The sequence below is a fragment of the Citrobacter sp. CK189 genome, from assembly GCF_030333505.1.
GTDB classification, from domain to species: domain Bacteria; phylum Pseudomonadota; class Gammaproteobacteria; order Enterobacterales; family Enterobacteriaceae; genus Citrobacter_B; species Citrobacter_B koseri.
The window spans coordinates 212,341-231,377 of record NZ_JAOWFV010000036.1 but is presented as its reverse complement, the minus strand read 5'-3'; the positions used below and the strand labels follow the sequence as shown (position 1 = coordinate 231,377).

At 54.8% G+C, this 19,037-nt stretch carries 20 protein-coding genes; 5 read left to right on the top strand and 15 right to left on the bottom strand.

Translation table 11 applies throughout. The annotated features are described in order from the left end of the window. The first annotated feature begins 248 nt into the window (after nt 1-248). On the top strand, nt 249-980 hold the full coding sequence (artJ, locus tag OGV83_RS07510; RefSeq protein WP_112002224.1) for an arginine ABC transporter substrate-binding protein ArtJ: 732 nt from the start codon (nt 249-251) through the stop codon (nt 978-980). Nucleotides 981-1,017: 37 nt separating this feature from the next. Here the strand turns inward: artJ and OGV83_RS07505 are convergent, their stop codons facing one another. The 12 genes from OGV83_RS07505 to OGV83_RS07450 form a co-directional block, all read right to left on the bottom strand. Further along, the gene (locus tag OGV83_RS07505) at nt 1,018-2,487 is read right to left on the bottom strand and encodes a sensor histidine kinase (protein ID WP_200053959.1); all 1,470 of its coding nucleotides are present in this window, start codon (nt 2,485-2,487) and stop codon (nt 1,018-1,020) included. Next, on the bottom strand, nt 2,471-3,178 hold the full coding sequence (locus OGV83_RS07500; RefSeq protein ID WP_047457883.1) for a response regulator transcription factor: 708 nt from the start codon (nt 3,176-3,178) through the stop codon (nt 2,471-2,473). Before OGV83_RS07500 ends, OGV83_RS07505 begins: the two co-directional genes overlap by 17 nt. 132 nt (nt 3,179-3,310) lie before the next feature. Further along, the gene (gene rlmC / locus OGV83_RS07495) at nt 3,311-4,441 is read right to left on the bottom strand and encodes a 23S rRNA (uracil(747)-C(5))-methyltransferase RlmC (protein ID WP_130028191.1); all 1,131 of its coding nucleotides are present in this window, start codon (nt 4,439-4,441) and stop codon (nt 3,311-3,313) included. 40 nt (nt 4,442-4,481) lie between these two features. Then, complete coding sequence (locus tag OGV83_RS07490) at nt 4,482-4,970, bottom strand: YbjO family protein (protein WP_012133098.1); 489 nt, start codon at nt 4,968-4,970, stop codon at nt 4,482-4,484. A 60-nt stretch (nt 4,971-5,030) separates the two neighbouring features. After that, on the bottom strand, nt 5,031-5,876 hold the full coding sequence (gene potI, locus OGV83_RS07485; RefSeq protein ID WP_012133100.1) for a putrescine ABC transporter permease PotI: 846 nt from the start codon (nt 5,874-5,876) through the stop codon (nt 5,031-5,033). After that, complete coding sequence (gene potH / locus OGV83_RS07480) at nt 5,873-6,826, bottom strand: putrescine ABC transporter permease PotH (protein ID WP_047457887.1); 954 nt, start codon at nt 6,824-6,826, stop codon at nt 5,873-5,875. Before potH ends, potI begins: the two co-directional genes overlap by 4 nt. Before the next feature lie 9 nt (nt 6,827-6,835). Next, on the bottom strand, nt 6,836-7,969 hold the full coding sequence (gene potG / locus OGV83_RS07475; RefSeq protein WP_012133102.1) for a putrescine ABC transporter ATP-binding subunit PotG: 1,134 nt from the start codon (nt 7,967-7,969) through the stop codon (nt 6,836-6,838). Nucleotides 7,970-8,066: 97 nt separating this feature from the next. Beyond that, nucleotides 8,067-9,179, bottom strand: coding sequence for a spermidine/putrescine ABC transporter substrate-binding protein PotF (gene potF, locus OGV83_RS07470; protein WP_286463358.1), 1,113 nt, complete (start codon nt 9,177-9,179; stop codon nt 8,067-8,069). 417 nt (nt 9,180-9,596) lie between these two features. Continuing rightward, nucleotides 9,597-10,073 (bottom strand): YbjN domain-containing protein, encoded by a 477-nt coding sequence (locus OGV83_RS07465; RefSeq protein WP_058668867.1) that lies wholly within the window; start codon nt 10,071-10,073, stop codon nt 9,597-9,599. Nucleotides 10,074-10,162: 89 nt separating this feature from the next. Then, entirely contained in the window at nt 10,163-11,065 is a 903-nt protein-coding gene (gene rimK, locus OGV83_RS07460) for a 30S ribosomal protein S6--L-glutamate ligase (RefSeq protein WP_024130496.1), read from the bottom strand. Nucleotides 11,066-11,117: 52 nt separating this feature from the next. Continuing rightward, nucleotides 11,118-11,840, bottom strand: a complete 723-nt coding sequence (nfsA, locus tag OGV83_RS07455) for a nitroreductase NfsA (protein WP_012133106.1) — start codon at nt 11,838-11,840, stop codon at nt 11,118-11,120. Further along, a complete protein-coding gene (locus OGV83_RS07450; protein ID WP_286463356.1) occupies nt 11,824-12,114 on the bottom strand; it encodes a YbjC family protein in 291 nt (96 codons plus the stop codon). Before OGV83_RS07450 ends, nfsA begins: the two co-directional genes overlap by 17 nt. A 171-nt stretch (nt 12,115-12,285) precedes the next feature. On the opposite strand from OGV83_RS07450, the gene OGV83_RS07445 reads away from it, so the two are divergent. After that, nucleotides 12,286-12,549, top strand: coding sequence for a GrxA family glutaredoxin (locus tag OGV83_RS07445; protein WP_024130497.1), 264 nt, complete (start codon nt 12,286-12,288; stop codon nt 12,547-12,549). A gap of 30 nt (nt 12,550-12,579) precedes the next feature. Here OGV83_RS07445 and OGV83_RS07440 read toward each other — a convergent pair whose 3' ends face one another. Continuing rightward, a complete protein-coding gene (locus OGV83_RS07440) occupies nt 12,580-12,957 on the bottom strand; it encodes an inner membrane protein YbjM (RefSeq protein WP_024130498.1) in 378 nt (125 codons plus the stop codon). A 270-nt stretch (nt 12,958-13,227) separates the two neighbouring features. On the opposite strand from OGV83_RS07440, the gene OGV83_RS07435 reads away from it, so the two are divergent. After that, nucleotides 13,228-14,913, top strand: a complete 1,686-nt coding sequence (locus tag OGV83_RS07435) for an aspartate:alanine antiporter (RefSeq protein WP_012133110.1) — start codon at nt 13,228-13,230, stop codon at nt 14,911-14,913. A 167-nt stretch (nt 14,914-15,080) separates the two neighbouring features. On the opposite strand, the gene OGV83_RS07430 is transcribed toward OGV83_RS07435, so the two are convergent. Next, nucleotides 15,081-15,623 carry a TetR/AcrR family transcriptional regulator gene (locus OGV83_RS07430; protein ID WP_115609452.1) on the bottom strand — a complete coding sequence of 181 codons (543 nt, stop codon included), beginning with the start codon at nt 15,621-15,623 and terminating at the stop codon, nt 15,081-15,083. Nucleotides 15,624-15,709: 86 nt separating this feature from the next. Between OGV83_RS07430 and OGV83_RS07425 the strand changes: the two genes are divergently transcribed. Beyond that, complete coding sequence (locus tag OGV83_RS07425; protein WP_047457899.1) at nt 15,710-16,918, top strand: MFS transporter; 1,209 nt, start codon at nt 15,710-15,712, stop codon at nt 16,916-16,918. Continuing rightward, complete coding sequence (locus OGV83_RS07420; protein ID WP_012133115.1) at nt 16,918-17,733, top strand: Cof-type HAD-IIB family hydrolase; 816 nt, start codon at nt 16,918-16,920, stop codon at nt 17,731-17,733. Before OGV83_RS07425 ends, OGV83_RS07420 begins: the two co-directional genes overlap by 1 nt. A 37-nt stretch (nt 17,734-17,770) precedes the next feature. Here OGV83_RS07420 and OGV83_RS07415 read toward each other — a convergent pair whose 3' ends face one another. Further along, nucleotides 17,771-19,003: an MFS transporter gene (locus OGV83_RS07415; RefSeq protein ID WP_012133116.1), complete on the bottom strand. Its 1,233-nt coding sequence runs from the start codon at nt 19,001-19,003 to the stop codon at nt 17,771-17,773. Nucleotides 19,004-19,037 lie beyond the last annotated feature (34 nt).

Below are 19,037 nucleotides of genomic sequence, written 5' to 3'. Positions count from 1 at the left end.
GGCCTGATAAGATGCATCAGCGTCGCCATCAGGCAATGGCGCAAGCGCCTTATCCAGCCTACAAAATCATCGACATAAATGCATAAAACGAAATCATAAAGACGGACAAGCCACTAAGCTGTCCGTCTTTTTTTATAACGACAAAATATTTAATCATTTTTATTGCATATAAATTCATTAAATGGCATTGTAAACCCATGCCGCAGACACGGTGAATAATCATAAGATTGACAGACGGGAGTTCCACCATGAAAAAGTTAGTTCTGGCCGCATTACTCGCTACTTTCGCCGCTGGCGCCTCAGCTGCCGATAAAATCAATTTCGGCGTTTCCGCCACTTACCCGCCGTTCGAATCACTAGATGCGAGCAATAAAATCGTCGGTTTCGATATCGATCTGGCGACTGCGTTATGCAAACAAATGCAGGCCGACTGTACTTTTACCAACCACGCGTTTGACAGCCTGATCCCGGCGCTGAAATTCAAAAAATATGACGCGGTTATCTCTGGTATGGATATTACCCCTGAGCGTAGCAAACAGGTGACGTTCACCAGCCCTTACTATGCCAACTCTGCGCTGGTGATTGCGAAAAAAGACAGCTATAAAACCTTTGCCGACCTGAAAGGGAAACGTATCGGCATGGAAAACGGCACCACGCACCAGAAATACCTGCAAGATAAGCATCCTGAAGTGAAAACCGTGGCTTATGACAGCTACCAGAATGCGATTATCGACCTGAAAAATGGCCGTATTGATGGCGTATTCGGCGATACCGCCGTGGTGAATGAGTGGCTGAAAACCAATCCGCAACTGGGTGCGGCAACAGAAAAAGTGACCGATCCGCAATACTTCGGCACCGGCCTTGGCATCGCTGTGCGCCCGGATAATAAAGCGCTGCTGGAAAAACTGAACGCCGCGCTGGCGGCAATCAAAGCTGATGGCACTTATCAGAAAATCAGCGATCAGTGGTTCCCGCAGTAATCTTCCTTGCCGGATGGCGCTGCGCCATCCGGCAATTCTATAAGGGCACAAAGAACCTAAAGCGCGCGCCACTCACTGAATCCATCAGCCTGATCCCACCGCCGTGCAGTTCCAGCATCCGTCTTACAATCAGCAGCCCTAACCCTCCGCGATCTTCCCGCGACGCCTGATGCCCCAGCACCGATGGTCGCTGGAACAGTTGTTCACGCAACGCTTCGTCGATACCTGGCCCGCTGTCGCTGACCTCTACCTGTAGCTGCGCCTCCTCCTGCCAGACCTTCAGCCGGATAGTGCTCCCCTGCGGCGAATGGCGCACGGCGTTATCCAGCAGATTCGTCACTACCCGCTCTATCATCGAGACGTCAGCATTGATAAGCGGCAGGGAATGCGGCATATCGACCTGCAAATGCAACTGCCGGGTCTCTATCGTCAGATCGAATTTTTGCGCCACATCCTGAATCAGCTCACCAATAGCAAAGCGCTCCAGTTGCGGTTTAATGCTGCCATGCTCAAGCCGCGCCAGCTCGAAAAGCTGCTGCGACAGGTGCCGCACCTTGTGCCCCTGACGCAGCGCAGTGGAGAGATATTGCTGCGTTTCCTGCGGCGTCAGCGTAGCGGATTTAAGCGATAACGTTTCCAGGTAGCCCAGCAATGACGTCAGCGGCGTGCGTAAGTCATGCGAGATATTGGCGATAAACTCCCGGCGCTGCCGGTCGCTGTCGGCCAGTTGATCCCACTGACCGGCGATTTTGCGCGCCAGCTCGATAAAAGTATTGCGCAGCACCGCAACTTCATCATTCACCGTGGTTTCCGGCTGCTGTGCCGCCAGCTGTTTGATGGCGGTAATGCTGTCCTGCTCCAGCCCGGCAACGTCCATCGTCAGGCGTTTTACCGGGCGCGTCACCCAGTACCAGATCAGTAACCCCGCCAGCAGGCCGAACAGCGCCACCCATAGCAGGGACCACAACACCGTACTCCAGAGTGCTTTATGCCAGGCCATTTCTGCCAGCGCATTTGACTCTTCGCCTTGCAGGATGATGTACAAATAGCCTTTAAGCTCACCATCCTGACGTAAAGGGGTAACGCTGAAAACCTTCTGACTCTGACTACGCGGATCGTCGCCATAGACGGGCATCGCTGCGCCGCTGAGAAACGTTTGCAATGGACTAATATCGATCTTTTGCCGCTGGATATGGCCCGGCGGCGCGGCATCGGCCAGCAGTTCGCCGTCAGAGGAGACGACATACAGCTCAACGCTCGGGTTAAAGGTCATCAGGCGGTCAAACAGCGGCTTCAGCACGCTGCGGTCAACCCTGCCCTGCGCATCCAGAATGGGTTCACGCTGCACAATCTGTTGCGCCAGCCCGCCGGACAGCCGCTGCACCATCGCGTTGCCGTACTGCATGCTGCTGTAGAGTTGCACCGCGCAGGCAACGGTAGCACAGAGCATCAGCAGCAGAATGAACAGCAGCGTCAGCCGCTGGCTCAGGCTAAAGCGCCGCATCATGGTTCAGCTCCGCAAATTTGTAACCTTTGCCCCAGACGGTACGAATAATCTCCGGTTCAGCGGCATCTTTTTCAATCTTGATACGCAGGCGATTAATGTGGGTGTTGACGGTGTGCTCATACCCTTCGTGCTGATAGCCCCAGACCTGTTCCAGCAGCGCCAGACGCGAAAAGACTTCGCCGGGATGACGGGCAAAGAAGTACAGCAGCTCAAATTCACGCGGCGTGAGGTCCACGTCCTGACCGTGCAAGCGCACCGTACGCGCCAGCGGATCAAGCGTCAGGCCATGAGCCTGAATATGCCCGGCAGTCTGTGCCTGCCCCATAGCCTGCTGACGGCGAAACAGCGCTTTGATGCGCGCGATCAGCTCCTGCACCGAGAAGGGTTTTGCCAGGTAATCATCTGCCCCGGTTTCCAGCCCGGTAATGCGGTCCGTTTCGCTGCTGCGGGCGCTGATAATAATCACCGGCAGGTAGCGGGTCATCTGACGGATGCGACGACAAATTTCCAGACCGTCAACGTTGGGGAGCATCAGGTCGAGGATCACGGCATCCCAGGGCTGGGTTTCAAGGCACTGTAACGCCTTGCCCCCATCCGGTTGGTGAGTAATGGCGTAGCCTTCGTCTTCTAAATTGAGGCGCAGGAGCGCCGCGATGTCGTGGTCATCTTCCACCAGCAGGATCTGCTTCATGGGTAAGCCTTCATTCTCTCAATGCCAATGACTTAAGCTTACCCGATTTCACAGGGGGGAAGAGTTCACATTTTGTTGAACTTTGTGCGGCCGTTGCGCCAGACGGCGGCTTCGCTTTACCCGGCCTACCGGTCAGTGTGCTTTGGTCAACAGCGTTAACACTTCATAATGCGCGGTATGCGGGAACATATCGAAAAGCTGAACACGCTCAATACGGTAGCCCGGCAAGTTGGCAATGTCCTTTGCCATCGTCTGCGCGTTGCAGCTGGAGTAGATGATGTATTCCGGCGCCATCTGGCTAAGATAGTCGCACAGGGCTTTTCCAATGCCGCGACGCGGCGGGTTCACCAGCACCAGTTCCGGCACTTCCCCTTGCCCGGTCGCGAATTGCGTAGAATCCAGCGCCTGAAAATGAAGATTCGTCAGCCCCAGCTCTGCGGCGGATTGCTTCGCGCAGGCGATTGCCTCTGGTGCGATCTCAATGCCCGTCAACGTCATCTCCGGGGTGGCGCAGTGCAAACCAAATCCCCCGACGCCGCAAAACAGATCCCACATGTGATGAACAGGCAGTTGACGCACCCAGTCACGCGCCGTCGCATACAGACGGCTCGCAACGACCGGGTTGGTCTGGAAAAAGCTCTGCGGACGGATCCACAGCGGCACATCGTTAAAACGTTCTGCCAGCGCCTGCTGCTCCGTCAGGAAGATCTCCGTTTCCCCTTCCATAATCGCCATGTGTACCGGTTGAATATTCGCGGTAATAACCTTCAGCTGCGGTAACTGCGCCTGTAGCCACGGCAGCGCCGCGCGCAGCTGCGCCAGTTTGGTTTCTGAGCGCAGCACGAACCGCAGCATCATGCCGCCATCGAACTGGCTTTCCGTCAGCAGGATGTATTTCAGCTCGCCGCGTTTGCGCGCCACGTTGTAAGGCGTTAACCCGGCACGGGCGATGAACGGCTTCAGCACGGCAAAAACGGGAGCAAACGTGTCGGGATAGAGCGGACAGTCGCTCAAATCCTCCGGGGTGCCATCGCGATGCAACATGCCTAACAGCGGCTTTTCCACGCTGCCGCTGACCACCATTTTGGCTTTATTACGAAAGGCCTGTTCCGGGCCGCTGACCGGCGCGCACCACTGTTCAACCGAAAAATCGGCAAGCAGCCCCTTTAGATCGGCGGTTTTGGCGGAGAGTTGATCGCGGATCGGCTGGACTATCCACTGACAGGATCGACAGCGACCGGCGTCGTAGAGTGCGCACTGCATACAAAGACCTTCATATTACCAGGGGCGAGGATTATACACGTTATTGCAAACGGAAGAACCGCCTGCTGCCCGCAGGAATAAAGAGCAGCATCAGAACCAGCATGTCCGGCAATTTCTGCATCACCAGCGTGCGCAAAATTTCGCGTTTCGACTCCCCGGCAATACTGAACAGTTCCGGGTAGCCATAGCCCAGCGACGCCGCCCACAGATAACCTGTGGCAATAACCTGCGTGAGCAGGTACACCCAGCGCGCCCAGTTGCGCCCTTTCACCAGCGAAAACGCGCAATATATTTCAGTAAAGACCAGCGCCAGGCTGCCTAAAAACACCAGCGTCAGATTCCAGGTTTGCACGCTGCGATGAATAAACTCCCCCATTCCCCGCATGCCGAGCGTGTTAAAAATCATCAGCAAATCGAGGCAGCGGATCAAAATAATCGCGAGCGCCGCCACCTGCACCAGCGTGGGTACATTTAAACGGGCATGTGATGAGGATGATTTCTTAAAAAATCCCAACGAATCGTCTTCCATGAAAACGTTACCGCGTTTGCCCACGGTAACGTGTTGCCAGGTTGGCAGATTTTAGTTTCTTCAGCCGCGTCTTGCACGTTGGATATCACGCATCCGCTGCTTTTCTGCGCGCGCCATCAGATACCAGGCGATAAAACCGACAATGCCTACCACGCCGAGGATAAGGGTCGCCAGCGCGTTAATCTCCGGGTTAACCCCCATACGCACGCTGGAGAAGACCAGCATCGGCAATGTCGTCGCCCCCGGGCCAGAGACAAAACTGGCGATCACCAGATCGTCCAGCGACAGCGTGAAAGCCAGCAGCCATCCAGAGATCACCGCAGGCATGATCATCGGCAGCGTAATCACAAAGAACACTTTTAACGGCGTCGCGCCAAGATCCATCGCCGCCTCTTCAATCGAGCGATCCAGTTCGCGCAGACGCGATGAAATAACCACCGCCACATAGGCCGTACAGAAGGTAACGTGCGCCAGCCAGATTGTCAGCATTCCGCGATCTGCGGGCCAGCCGATAGCATGGGCCAGGGCCACAAACAGCAGCAACAGCGACAGCCCGGTAATCACATCCGGCATAACCAGCGGCGCGGTGATCATAAACGCAAAGCCATTCGCTCCACGAAAACGGCCAAAACGCACCATTACCACGGCGGCAATCGTCCCCAGAATAGCCGCCATTGTCGCGGCGCAAGCGGCAATCGTGAGGCTCAGGCCGACGGCGCTTATCATCGCGCTATCCCGGAACAGCTCGCCATACCAGCGCGTAGACCACCCCGCCCAGACGGTCACCAGCTTCGAGCTGTTAAACGAATAGATGACCAGCATCAGCATCGGCGCATACAGGAAGGTAAACCCGAGCACCAGAATAACAATTCGCCAGGGCGAACGAACCACCGGTAAAGTATTCATCCGAGTTCCCCCTCGCTTTTTTGCTGATGCTTATGGAACCAGATAATCGGTACAATCAGCAGTAATAACATGATGATAGCCACCGCAGAGGCCACCGGCCAGTCGCGGTTGTTGAAGAACTCCTGCCACAGTACGCGGCCGATCATAATGCTGTCTGGCCCGCCGAGCAGTTCCGGGATCACAAATTCCCCCACCGCCGGAATAAACACCAGCATCGATCCGGCAATTATTCCCCCTTTCGTTAACGGCACAATGACGCTAAAGAAAGTTTTCAGCGGACGCGCGCCCAGATCCAGCGAGGCCTCCACCAGCGAATAGTCAATGCGCGTCAGCGCGATATAAATCGGCAGCACCATAAACGGCAGATAGGCGTAGACAATACCGATATACACCGCCAGATTGGTATGCAAAATCGTCAGGGGATGATCGATAACCCCCAGCCACATCAGGAAGTTGTTCAGCACGCCGTTATTTTTCAGAATCCCCATCCAGGCGTAAACGCGGATCAAAAACGAGGTCCAGGACGGCAGGATCACCAGCAACAGCAGAATATTACGCGTTGACGGCCTGCTGTGCGCCACCGCCCAGGCCAGCGGATACCCCAGCAGCAAACAGCAGAGAGTCGAAACGCCCGCCACCTGCAAAGACTGCAAATAGGCGTCAAAATAGAGCGGATCGTCCGTCAGTTGCAGGAAGTTTCCCAGGTTGAGGGTCAGGGATAGCTGCCCGTCGGCCCACGCCACCAGATCGGTATAGGGCGGGATCGCCCGCGCCATCTCCGCCAGGCTGATTTTAAACACAATCAGAAACGGCAGCAGGAAAAGCAGGATCAGCCAAAGGTACGGCACCGCGATGACCAGCTTACGCCCATGCTTCATTTGCATCCGCGCCAGCCACAGCGTCAGGCCGCCGGGCTTTTTATCGCGAGCCGGAGGTTCAAGTGTACTCATTTTCGCTCCTTAAACCGTCAACACCACACAACTGTCCGCATCCCAGCATAAACGCACTTCATCGCCCCAGGTCGGCAACCCTTTGCGATAGCGATGCGCGTTCTGTAACTGAGCGCTCAACATCTGGCCGCTTTTCAACCGCACATGATAAATCGACAAATCGCCGAGGTAGGCGATATGCACCACTTCACCCACGGCAAAGTTGTAGCCGTCTTCCGGCGGCGCGTCGCACAGCATGATTTTTTCCGGGCGCAGCGCAACATACACCGGAACGTTATCGACAACGGACGCATCCGCATCCACCTTCAGAGGATGCACCAGCCCCGGCGAATCAATGACCAACCCATCATCCTGACGTTCCTTCAGCAAGCCTTCAAAGACATTCACAGAACCGATAAATTCCGCGCTGTAGCGGGTGGTCGGATGTTCATAAATCTCTTCCGGTTCGCCAATCTGCACGAATTTCCCACGGTTCATGATCGCAATTCGCCCGGCCATCGTCATCGCCTCTTCCTGATCGTGCGTCACCATCACGCAGGTCGCGCCAACGCGCTCAAGAATATCGACGACTTCCAGCTGCATCCGGTCGCGCAGCTTTTTATCCAGCGCGCCCATTGGTTCGTCGAGCAGCAACAGCTTCGGGCGTTTCGCCAGGCTACGCGCCAGCGCCACACGCTGACGCTGGCCGCCGGAAAGCTGATGAGGCTTACGTTTAGCGAACTCCTGCATATGCACCAGCCCCAGCATTTCGTTCACGCGCGCGGTGATTTCCGCCTTCGACAGCTTGTCCTGCTTCAGCCCAAACGCAATGTTTTGCTCCACCGTCATATGGGGGAACAGCGCATAGGACTGAAACATCATATTGATAGGGCGCAGATAAGGCGGGACATGCGCCAGATCGACGCCATCGAGCATGATTTGCCCGGCGGAGGGTTGTTCAAATCCGGCCAGCATACGCAGCAGCGTGGATTTCCCGCAGCCCGATGCGCCAAGCAGCGCAAATATTTCGCCTTTATAGATGGTGAGGCTGACATCATCCACGGCGTGTTGACCATCAAATGATTTTGTCAGGTTGCGGATTTCAAGAAGCGGCGTCAGCGCTTTACGGGTTTTCGCCTGTGGGCGGGGGGTCGCGTCGTTCACGGGGTGCTCTCCGGCATAAACAAAAATCAGTGCAAACGCACCATAAAAGTGCGCATTGCCCGGTAAACCTCACCGGGCAACGTTCTGATACAGCGGCTTATTTACCGCTTTTCACCTTCGTCCAGGCACGCGTACGCACACGGTCGATCTTCGGTTCCTGCACTTTCAGCGTGAACATTTTCGCTCGCACATCCGCAGGCGGATAAATGCCTGGGTTGTCACGCACTTCAGCGCTGACCAGCGCCGTCGCTTCTTTGTTGGCGTTGGCGTAGAACACATGGTCGGAAATGTGGGCGATCACATCCGGGCGCAGCAGATAGTTGAGGAACTGATAAGCCTCTTCTTTGTTTTTCGCATCAGTAGGCATCGCGAACACATCAAAGAACGCCATCGCCCCCTCTTTCGGAATGGAGAAGGAGATATTCACGCCGTTTTTCGCTTCTTTCGCGCGGTTAGCCGCCTGCCATACGTCCCCTGCCCAGCCAATCGCCACGCAGGTATCGCCGTTCGCCAGATCGTTTATGTATTGAGACGAGTGGAAATAACGAATGTTCGGGCGCAGCTTCAGCAGCAGATCGGTCGCAGGCCCCGTGTAGTCATCCGCTTTGGTGCTGTTGGGATCTTTCCCCAGGTAGTTCAGCACGGTCGCGAACACCTCTTCAGGCGCATCAAGGAAGGAGACACCGCAGCTTTTGAGTTTTTCCAGATTTTCAGGTTTCAGCACCAGATCCCAGCTATCGACCGGCGCGTCAGCCCCCAGCACCGCTTTGACTTTATCGATGTTATAACCGATACCGGTAGTCGCCCACATATACGGCATCGCGTATTTGTTGTCAGGATCGTGCTTCGCTACCAGCTTCAACAGCTCTGGATCGAGGTTTTTCCAGCCAGGTAGTTTGCTTTTATCCAGCGGCTGGAATACGCCCGCAGTGAGCTGGCGTTCCAGAAAACTGGCCGACGGGACAACCAGATCAAAACCGGTGCTCCCGGCCATGAGTTTCCCTTCCAGTACCTCGTTGGAGTCGAAGACGTCATAGACCACTTTGATACCGGTCTCTTTTTCAAAGTTCGCGACCGTATCCGGGGCGATATAATCAGACCAGTTATAGATATGCAGTGTTTTTTGTTCAGCGGCGAGCGTGCTGGCAGAGACGGCCATCAGAGCACCCGCAACCAGACCCGATAGCCATTTTTTATTTAAGGCGGTCATAATCTCTTTCCTTCTGAAAGTTCGTTAACAAACGAACCAAAAAAGTTGCATTCTAAGATATGCAAGAAACGTGCATATTTTGTCACTCGACACAGTTACAGAAGAGAGGACTCTCTCCCTGCCGTCATTGCTCGCCATAAATACACAAAATCATTCAGGAGGTTGTCTGAAGGATGACATGTAAAAGCTTCGCAAGAATAACTTTAGCCAGGGTTCGAGGCTATAGCTCAGATTAAAAAACGCCTTTTATCAATTTTTTATGCAGGTTTTGTCTATGTGATAAAGCGAAACAGGCGGAAAGGAGGTGAATTATTCTTTAAAGAAAGGTTAAAGGCAGAATAAAAAAATGCAAACAGCAGCCGCTCTGGCAGCGACTGCGTTAGACGCGTCATTCTTCAGGTTGCATGTGCGCAGATTTCAGTGAAGAAAATGATTTTCAGTGCTACTTTTTTGCGCGTCTTCTTCTGCGCTGAACAGCAGCTGATGCGCTCCGGCTTCCAGGATCACCATAGAAATCTGCTCTTCGCTCTGACGAACAAACCACTCGAACTGTTCATACGTCACGCCCCGCATAACGGATAAAGACTGGCAAACCACCAGTTTTGGCAGATTATCATCCTGCATATCCAGGAACGCTTTCACCGTTAACGAACTGGCGTTAATTGCCGACAGATCGGCAGCCAGCGGCAGCAGCGCCGAGGGTCTCACTTCCGCCATTGCGGAAAACAGCACCGTGTTATCCACCAGGTCGATTTTCGCATCGTAAATGCCGTCAAAATTTTGCATATGGGGCAAATGCAGCGCCTGACAGGTATCACATTCAAAAAAACTCATGCCCAGGTCGTCGAGCCATTGACGCAACGTATCCAGAGTAGGAACGACCAGTGATGTCATAATAATGTGCTACCTCTTACGATAAAAAATTACCGGCACAGCTTACGCAAAAAGACCGCGTCATACCACGATCGGGAACGATATTGCGATTAACCGCCCGTTTTAAGGCAAAATTCGGGGGTGGCGTGACGCTCGATCCACTGGATCATTCGCCCGGCGATATCCACACCCGTCGTTTTTTCTACCCCTTCCAGACCCGGAGAGGCGTTCACTTCCATGACCAGCGGCCCACGCTCCGCGCGCAGAATATCGACGCCAGCAACATCCAGCCCCATCGTCTGCGCCGCTTTTATCGCGATCTCTCGTTCACGCGGCGTGATACTGGCGATACTCGCCATACCGCCGCGATGAAGGTTGGAGCGAAAATCGCCCTCTTTTGCCCGCCGCTCAATGGCCGCCACCACTTCGTCGCCCACGACCAGACAACGGATGTCACGCCCTCTGGCCTCTTTGATGTACTCCTGCACCAGAATGTGCGCATTAAGACCGCGAAACGCATCAATCACGCTCTCTGCGGCTTGCCGGGTTTCCGCCAGCACCACGCCAATGCCCTGCGTACCTTCCACCAGTTTTACCACCAGCGGCGCGCCGCCGACCATGTCGATCAGATCGCTGGTGTCATCCGGCGAATGCGCAATGCCAGTAACAGGCAAGTCAATTCCCTGCCGGGCCAGTAACTGTAGCGAACGCAGTTTATCGCGCGCGCGGGTAATCGCCACGGATTCGTTCAGCGGATAGCTACCCAGCATTTCGAACTGACGCAGCGCCGCTGTACCGTAAAACGTGATGGCGGAGCCAATACGGGGGATGACGGCATCAAAATGCGGCAACTGGCGGCCTTTATAGTGAATAGAAGAGGCCGCCGGGCTGATGTTCATATAGCAGGAAAGCGGATCGAGTATTTCGACCAGATGGCCGCGCTTCATCGCCGCTTCGCGCAGGCGTTTACAAGAATAGAGCGTTCCGTCCCGGGACAATATGGCAATTTTCACCCTGCACCTCTCTAAAAGACCTGGTAAAAGCCTGCGTATCATACACCGGGTGTTAGCGCGTCGCCCAACCCTGTTTATGCAAATAGTCCAGAATAAACGGGCGATTCTCTTTGATGATGGTACGACGGATATGGTCGCTCCAGGTATCGCGGCGCGTATTGCTGTCGCGGGTCAGGTAATACTCCGCGATCTGCTCATCATATTGCGCCAGCAGCGCGGCATCCACAGGCTGATAGTGATTTTCATGCACCACCAGTTCTGCGGGCAAACGCGGCTTAACGCCAGGGTTATCCGCAGGCCAGCCGAGGCACAGCCCAAACAGCGGCAGGACATATTTCGGTAATTTCAGCCGTTCCGTAACCGCTTCAATATGATTGCGGATACCGCCGATATAGACGCCGCCCAGCCCCAGGGATTCGGCAGCGGTCAGCGCATTTTGCCCCATCATCGCCGTATCGACCGTGCCCAGCAGCAGCTGTTCCGCCAGCCCGAGCTGCGCGTCCGGGCAAATCTGTAAGTGACGATTAAAATCAGCGCAGAAAACCCAAAATTCCGCGGCCTGCGCAACGTGCTTTTGCCCGCCCGTCAGGGGCACCAGCGCTTCGCGCATGGCTTTATCGGTAATGCGGATAATGGAACTGCACTGTAAAAAACTGGAGCTTGAGGTTCCCCGCGCGGCGGCAATAATCGACTCACGCTGCGCATCGGAAATCGGCTCATCGGTGAAATGACGAATAGAACGGTGACCACGGATTAAATCAATGGTTGGAGTCATGCGGTTTTTCTCTTGCTGAACGGGAAGAAGAATCGGGTGAGCGCGTCATCAGTTGCGGCGCAATAAGCTGCGCGATCCGCCACATTAGCGCCACCGCAGCGGGAAGCATAAGCAGGATACCGAGAAATATCATCACCGTTACCGTCAGCGGGCTGTTCATCGGCACGGGTAATGTGAGGTACTGATTGAGCGACAGCAACGCCGCTGCCAGCAAAATCATACCGAGAATTTCCAGAATCAACACGCTTTTGGGTAAAGCGCCAATCGAGCGCATAAGGGCCTCCCGGATAACGGATGCTCAGTGTAACGCGTTCAGGTTTATCGTGTTTAACAGATATAGCCTATAGGTATCAAAGCAACAGGCGCAACCTGCTTTTCAGACGCGTCGTTTAACGGCATCATAGCCGCCATTCGTCACAAGGCTATGAGTTCGAGGAAAAAAACAATGTTTACCGTTATTTTTGGTCGCCCAGGGTGCCCGTATTGCGTGCGTGCGAAAGAGTTAGCAGAAAAACTGAGCACTGAGCGCGACGATTTTAACTATCGTTATATTGATATTCATGCTGAAGGCATTACCAAAGCGGATCTGGAAAAAACCGTGGGTAAACCGGTAGAGACCGTACCGCAGATTTTTGTCGATCAGAAACACATCGGCGGTTACACCGATTTTGAGGCATGGGCAAAAGAGAATCTGAACCTGTTCGCCTGATCGCTGCTTTACGCCCTCTCCCGGAGGGCGTTATCGGTTCTTTTTACGTCGCTGACTAAACAGGCTGCTGATAAATAAAAAGCAAAGCGCGCCGAGCGCACACCAGAACACCGCACTGAACAACCACGCCAGTTCTTGCCATACGGAGCGCGTAGGCATAAAAACAAATCGCATCAGGACCAGACAACATGGTGCGGCCAGCATGGCGCCGATAAGAGGTTTAATGACTTCTCTGCGATGGGAAAAAAAACTGGCCACCGCGCCAGGTAACGTAAAAAACAACAGCCCAATCTCAGGATGCCCGGCAACCCGAAATGCCCCTTTCATATGCATCGTTAATGAAAGGCACACCACAATAAAGAGTACAAAGCAGCAGATTGCACCCGCCCAACCTTGTTTATGTTTCAATCGTTCCTCCTGACACTATCTCTATCGAACACTTTTTTCGCCCGAAGGCGTCCAGTCAGATAAAGTCGTTCGGCATTCCATGCCAAAAACACACCCACACGATTCTTATAGCCGTTGATACGTAATGAGATTAAACTAGCGAATTAAATTGTTGTGCTGCTTTTATTTGAGCGCCGATACGATGCCGACGCCTCATAATTTCTGGCAAAAACATTAGCGTAAATTGTCATTTCTTTCAACAGCTTACTGGTAAACAAGAAGTTAGTCTCCGTGAATATAAACGTCGCAGATTTGTTAAATGGGAATTACATCCTGTTATTATTTGTGGTCCTGGCTCTCGGGCTATGTCTGGGTAAGTTACGCCTGGGTTCAGTCCAACTCGGTAATTCCATTGGCGTTTTAGTGGTCTCCCTATTATTAGGGCAGCAGCACTTTAGTATTAACACCGATGCACTAAATCTGGGCTTTATGCTGTTTATTTTTTGTGTCGGCGTCGAAGCTGGCCCCAACTTTTTTTCTATTTTTTTTCGCGACGGCAAAAATTACCTGATGCTTGCTCTGGTCATGGTCGGTAGCGCGCTGCTGATCGCATTAGGGCTGGGTAAGCTCTTTGGCTGGGATATCGGCCTGACCGCCGGTATGCTGGCGGGCTCCATGACCTCGACCCCTGTGCTGGTCGGCGCAGGCGACACGTTACGCCATTCCGGTATGGAGAGTTCGCAGCTCTCGGTCGCGCTGGACAACCTGAGCCTGGGCTACGCGCTGACCTACCTCATCGGCCTGGTCAGCCTGATTGTCGGCGCACGTTACCTGCCGAAACTGCAACATCAGGATCTGCAAACCAGCGCCCAGCAGATTGCCCGCGAGCGCGGCCTGGATACCGACGCCAACCGCAAGGTCTATCTGCCGGTCATCCGCGCTTATCGCGTCGGCCCGGAACTGGTGGCCTGGGCCGACGGGAAAAATCTGCGCGAGCTGGGCATCTACCGTCAGACCGGTTGCTACATTGAGCGCATCCGCCGTAACGGTATTCTGGCTAACCCGGATGGCGACGCGGTATTGCAGATGGGTGATGAGATTGCCCTGGTCGGTTACCCGGATGCACACGCCCGGCTGGACCCCAGCTTCCGTAACGGCAAAGAAGTCTTCGACCGCGACCTGCTCGACATGCGCATCGTAACCGAAGAGATCGTCGTGAAAAACCACAATGCCGTAGGCCGCCGTCTCGCCCAGTTGAAGCTGACCGACCACGGCTGCTTCCTTAACCGCGTGATCCGCAGCCAGATTGAAATGCCGATCGACGACAACGTGGTGCTGAATAAAGGCGACGTCTTGCAGGTGAGCGGCGATGCGCGTCGCGTGAAAACCGTCGCGGACCGTATTGGCTTTATCTCGATTCACAGTCAGGTAACCGATCTGCTGGCCTTCTGCGCCTTCTTTATCATCGGCCTGATGATCGGGATGATCACCTTCCAGTTCAGTAATTTCAGCTTCGGCATCGGCAACGCCGCCGGGCTGTTGTTCGCCGGGATCATGCTCGGTTTCCTGCGAGCTAACCACCCCACCTTCGGGTACATCCCGCAGGGCGCGCTGAACATGGTGAAAGAGTTTGGTCTGATGGTCTTTATGGCCGGCGTCGGCCTGAGCGCGGGCAGCGGCATCGGGAACGGGCTTGGCGCGGTCGGCGGGCAAATGTTGATTGCCGGTCTTGTGGTGAGCCTGGTGCCGGTCATTATCTGCTTCCTGTTCGGCGCTTATGTATTACGTATGAACCGCGCCCTGCTCTTCGGCGCCATGATGGGCGCGCGCACCTGTGCTCCGGCGATGGAGATCATCAGCGACACGGCGCGCAGCAACATTCCGGCATTAGGCTATGCGGGAACCTATGCGATAGCCAACGTTCTGTTAACGCTGGCGGGGACACTTATTGTCATCATCTGGCCGGGCTTAGGATAAAACTGAAGTTTGCCTTTAAGTGAAAAATTTTTGCAGGTAAGCAGAACTTTTCTTCAAGGCGTCAGTCATAACTAGTGCCACTGCTTTTCTTTGATGTCCCCAATTTGTGGAGCCCATCAACCCCGCCATTTTGGTTCAAGGTTGATGGGTTTTTTGTTGCCTGAAAATCACGCCTGCCCGGCAATACGCTTCACCATGACCAGAATATCTTCCCGCGTTAAAGGCGCTCTGTCGGTGACGAAATGGAGGGTCATGCCTTCGATAAACGCATCCAGCGCACGGGCGGTCACCGGTTCAAACCACTGCTCCAGCGTTTGCTGACTGCGCTGCATCCAGTTCTGCATCACCGTTTTCAGCGCCGGTTTTCGGCTGGCGAAGGCATACAGCTGGTACATCAGCTCCATATTATCTGGCGTGGTCACCAGCGAGCTGTAGATCATGTCGGTAATGGCGTGACAGGCGTCCTGAACGTTCGTGACATCGGCAAAGAATGACTGAAACTGGTGCGACATTGTTTCTGTAAACCGGCTTAACGCCTCGATCAGCAACTCATCGATTCCCGAAAAATAATAGGTCATCGACCCGAGCGGCACCTGCGCTATCGCCGCGATTTTGCGGTGCGTAACGCCGTGAATGCCATGCGTTATTATCGCTTCCTGCGTGGCCTGAACGATTTTGTCTCGCCGCAGGGGATCGTTAGCTCGTCGCACTGCTTTTCCTCTCATCACGTTTGTGTACAAATGTACACAAACTTGCTAGTGTTGTCCCCTGTATTCTCTTTTTTCAGTTTGAATCAATGACCGCCATCTCATCACGTAAAGCCTTAAGACGCCGGACCTGGGCGCTTTTTATGTTCTTCTTCTTGCCAGGGCTGTTGATGGCCTCATGGGCAACCCGCACCCCCGCCATTCGCGATATCCTTTCGGTATCAACGGCAGAAATGGGGGCGGTGCTGTTTGGGCTTTCCATCGGTTCGATGAGCGGTATTCTGTGTTCCGCCTGGCTGGTAAAGCGATTTGGCACGCGCAACGTCATTCAGACCACCATGTCCTGCGCCGTTGCGGGGATGGTTATCCTCAGCATTGCGCTGTGGTTCGCTTCTCCGCTGGTTTTTGCGCTTGGCTTAGGCGTATTCGGCGCCAGCTTTGGCGCCGCCGAAGTCGCTATCAACGTTGAAGGGGCGGCGGTTGAACGTGAAATGAATAAAACCGTCCTGCCGATGATGCACGGTTTTTACAGCTTCGGTACGCTGGCTGGCGCTGGCGTCGGCATGGCGCTAACCGCCTTTAACGTCCCTGCCAACGCTCATATCCTGCTGGCGGCTCTCGTCGCGATCGTCCCCATTTTTATTGCTATTCGCGCCATTCCCGACGGCACGGGGAAAAACGCCGCCGACGGCGCCCACACAACGGAAAAAGGCGTACCTTTTTATCGCGATGCCCAGCTACTGTTGATCGGCGTGGTGGTACTGGCAATGGCCTTCGCTGAAGGGTCCGCCAACGACTGGCTGCCGCTTCTGATGGTGGATGGTCACGGCTTCAGCCCAACGTCCGGCTCGCTGATTTATGCGGGCTTTACGCTCGGTATGACCGTCGGGCGCTTTACCGGCGGCTGGTTTATCGACCGTTATAGCCGCGTGGCGGTAGTCCGCGCCAGCGCGCTAATGGGAGCGCTCGGTATTGGTCTGATTATCTTCGTCGACAGCGCCTGGGTCGCGGGCGTTTCCGTTATTCTCTGGGGGCTTGGGGCGTCGCTTGGCTTCCCGCTAACGATTTCAGCGGCCAGCGATACCGGCCCGGACGCGCCAACCCGCGTCAGCGTGGTGGCGACAACCGGTTATCTGGCATTCCTGGTGGGGCCGCCGCTGCTGGGCTATCTTGGCGAACATTATGGTTTGCGCAGCGCAATGCTGGTTGTGCTGGCGCTGGTCATCCTGGCCGCTCTTGTCGCAAAGGCTGTCGCCAAACCAACATCAAACACTCAATCTGTTATGGAGAATAGTTAATGGGTATCAAGCTAATTGCGGTAGACATGGACGGCACCTTTTTGAGCGATCAAAAAACCTATAATCGCGACCGGTTTATGGCGCAGTATCGGCTAATGAAGCAGAAAGGCATCCGTTTTGTGGTCGCCAGCGGTAATCAGTATTACCAGTTAATCTCTTTCTTTCCAGAGATCGCCCACGAAATCGCCTTTGTCGCTGAAAACGGCGGCTGGGTGGTCAGCGAGGGCGAAGACGTGTTCAACGGCGAACTGGCGAAAGAGGATTTTGCTGCCGTTGTCGATCATCTGCTGACTCGCGCGGATATTGAAATCATCGCCTGCGGTAAAAACAGCGCCTATACCCTGAAACAGTACAACGATGAACTGAAACAGGTTGCGGCGATGTACTACCATCGCCTTGAGTTCGTGGACAGCTTCGACAACATCAATGACGTGTTCTTTAAATTCGGCCTCAACATTACTGATGACCGTATTCCCCAGGTTCAGACGGCGCTGCATGATGCGATTGGCGATATCATGGTGCCGGTTCACACCGGTTACGGCAGCATCGATTTGATCATTCCCGGCGTACACAAAGCGAACGGCTTGCGTCTGCTGCAACAACGCTGGGGGATTAACAATGATGAGGTCGTGACGTTTGGCGACGGCGGCAATGATATTGAGATGCTGCGTCAGGCCGGCTTCAGTTTTGCGATGGAAAACGCCGGAGCGGCGGTGGCCTCTGCGGCGAAATATCGGGCGGGCTCGAATAACGCGGAAGGCGTGCTGGACGTTATCGACCGCGTGCTGAAAAACGAAGCCCCATTCAGTGGGTAATGCCCCTTGAGGCCTGATGGCGCTGCGCCGGAGGGCCTCACCCTTCCCGTGAATCCCCTACCCGTTTGTCTTTCAGGAAGATAACCATCAGCAGCAGCCAGAGAATGCCGTTCGCCAGGTTGAAGAGGCTGAATAAGCCGTTGCCGCCGCTCAGATAAGCATGCTTGCTCACTTCAATACCCACGGTAAAGATCAGCATCTGCAACATCCCCATCGCCGCAGAAACCGTGCCTTTGCTCATATCGCTGGCAAACAGGGTCAGACGCACCAGCCCCGCGTTCGCCACGCCGATGCCAAAAGCGTAGACGCTCAGACCCGCCGTCATCCATAGATACGCATGGGAAGAGACCACCGTCGCGGCTGCGGCGATCAGCAATCCCGCCACAATCGGCCAGCCGCCCATGATAATCAATGCGCGCACCGTTCGCCGGGAAGTCAACCGCGCCAGCACCAGATTCCCGGCAATCAGCGCGCCAAAAACAGGAACCTGCAACAAGCCATATTCATAGCTGCTGAGCTGCTCACCGCTGATGATAATGATCGGCGACTGGGCAATCCACGCCAGCAGCGGCAGGCTGACGAACCCCAGCGCCAGCGCGCCGGCAACAAACCGCACGTTTTTCAGCACCAGCTTGTAATCCCGCCCCAGTTCTTTAAGCGACAGCTTCTCGCCGAGGCGGGTCGCGGTCTCCGGCATCGCGCGCTGTAAGCCGACAAAAGCAATCGCCGCCAGTACGGCAAACAGAACAAACATCTCTTCCCACGGCAGAACATGCACCCAGGCGGCGCCCACCAGCGGCCCCAGCAGCGGCGCAATCAGGGCAACGTTAGCCATTAACGCCGTAATTTTGATACACACCGCTTCTTCAAAGGATTCCTGAATGGCGGCGTACCCCACGGCGCCAATAAAGCACAGGCTTACCCCCTGCAAAAAACGCAGCAGGGTGAACTGCTCAATGTTTTGCGCCAGCAGTGTGGCAAGGCAGGTGACGATAAACCAGATCACGCCCGCTAACATCACCGGGCGGCGTCCAATACGATCCGACAGCGGCCCTAACAGCCACTGCAAAAACATCCCGCCCGCCAGGTAGGCGGTCATCGAGGTCGGAACCCAGTCGATCCCGGCCTGATACTGTTCCACCACCGCCAGCATCCCCGGCTGGATCATATCGTTGCCGATATACGTAGAAAATTCGTAAAGCACCAGACAGAGAGGGAAAAGCAGTGCCTGACGTCCGAGCCGGACGCCTGTTTGTGAAAGGTTTTGCATGCAATCTCTTCGCAAATAAAAAATCGCGCAAAGT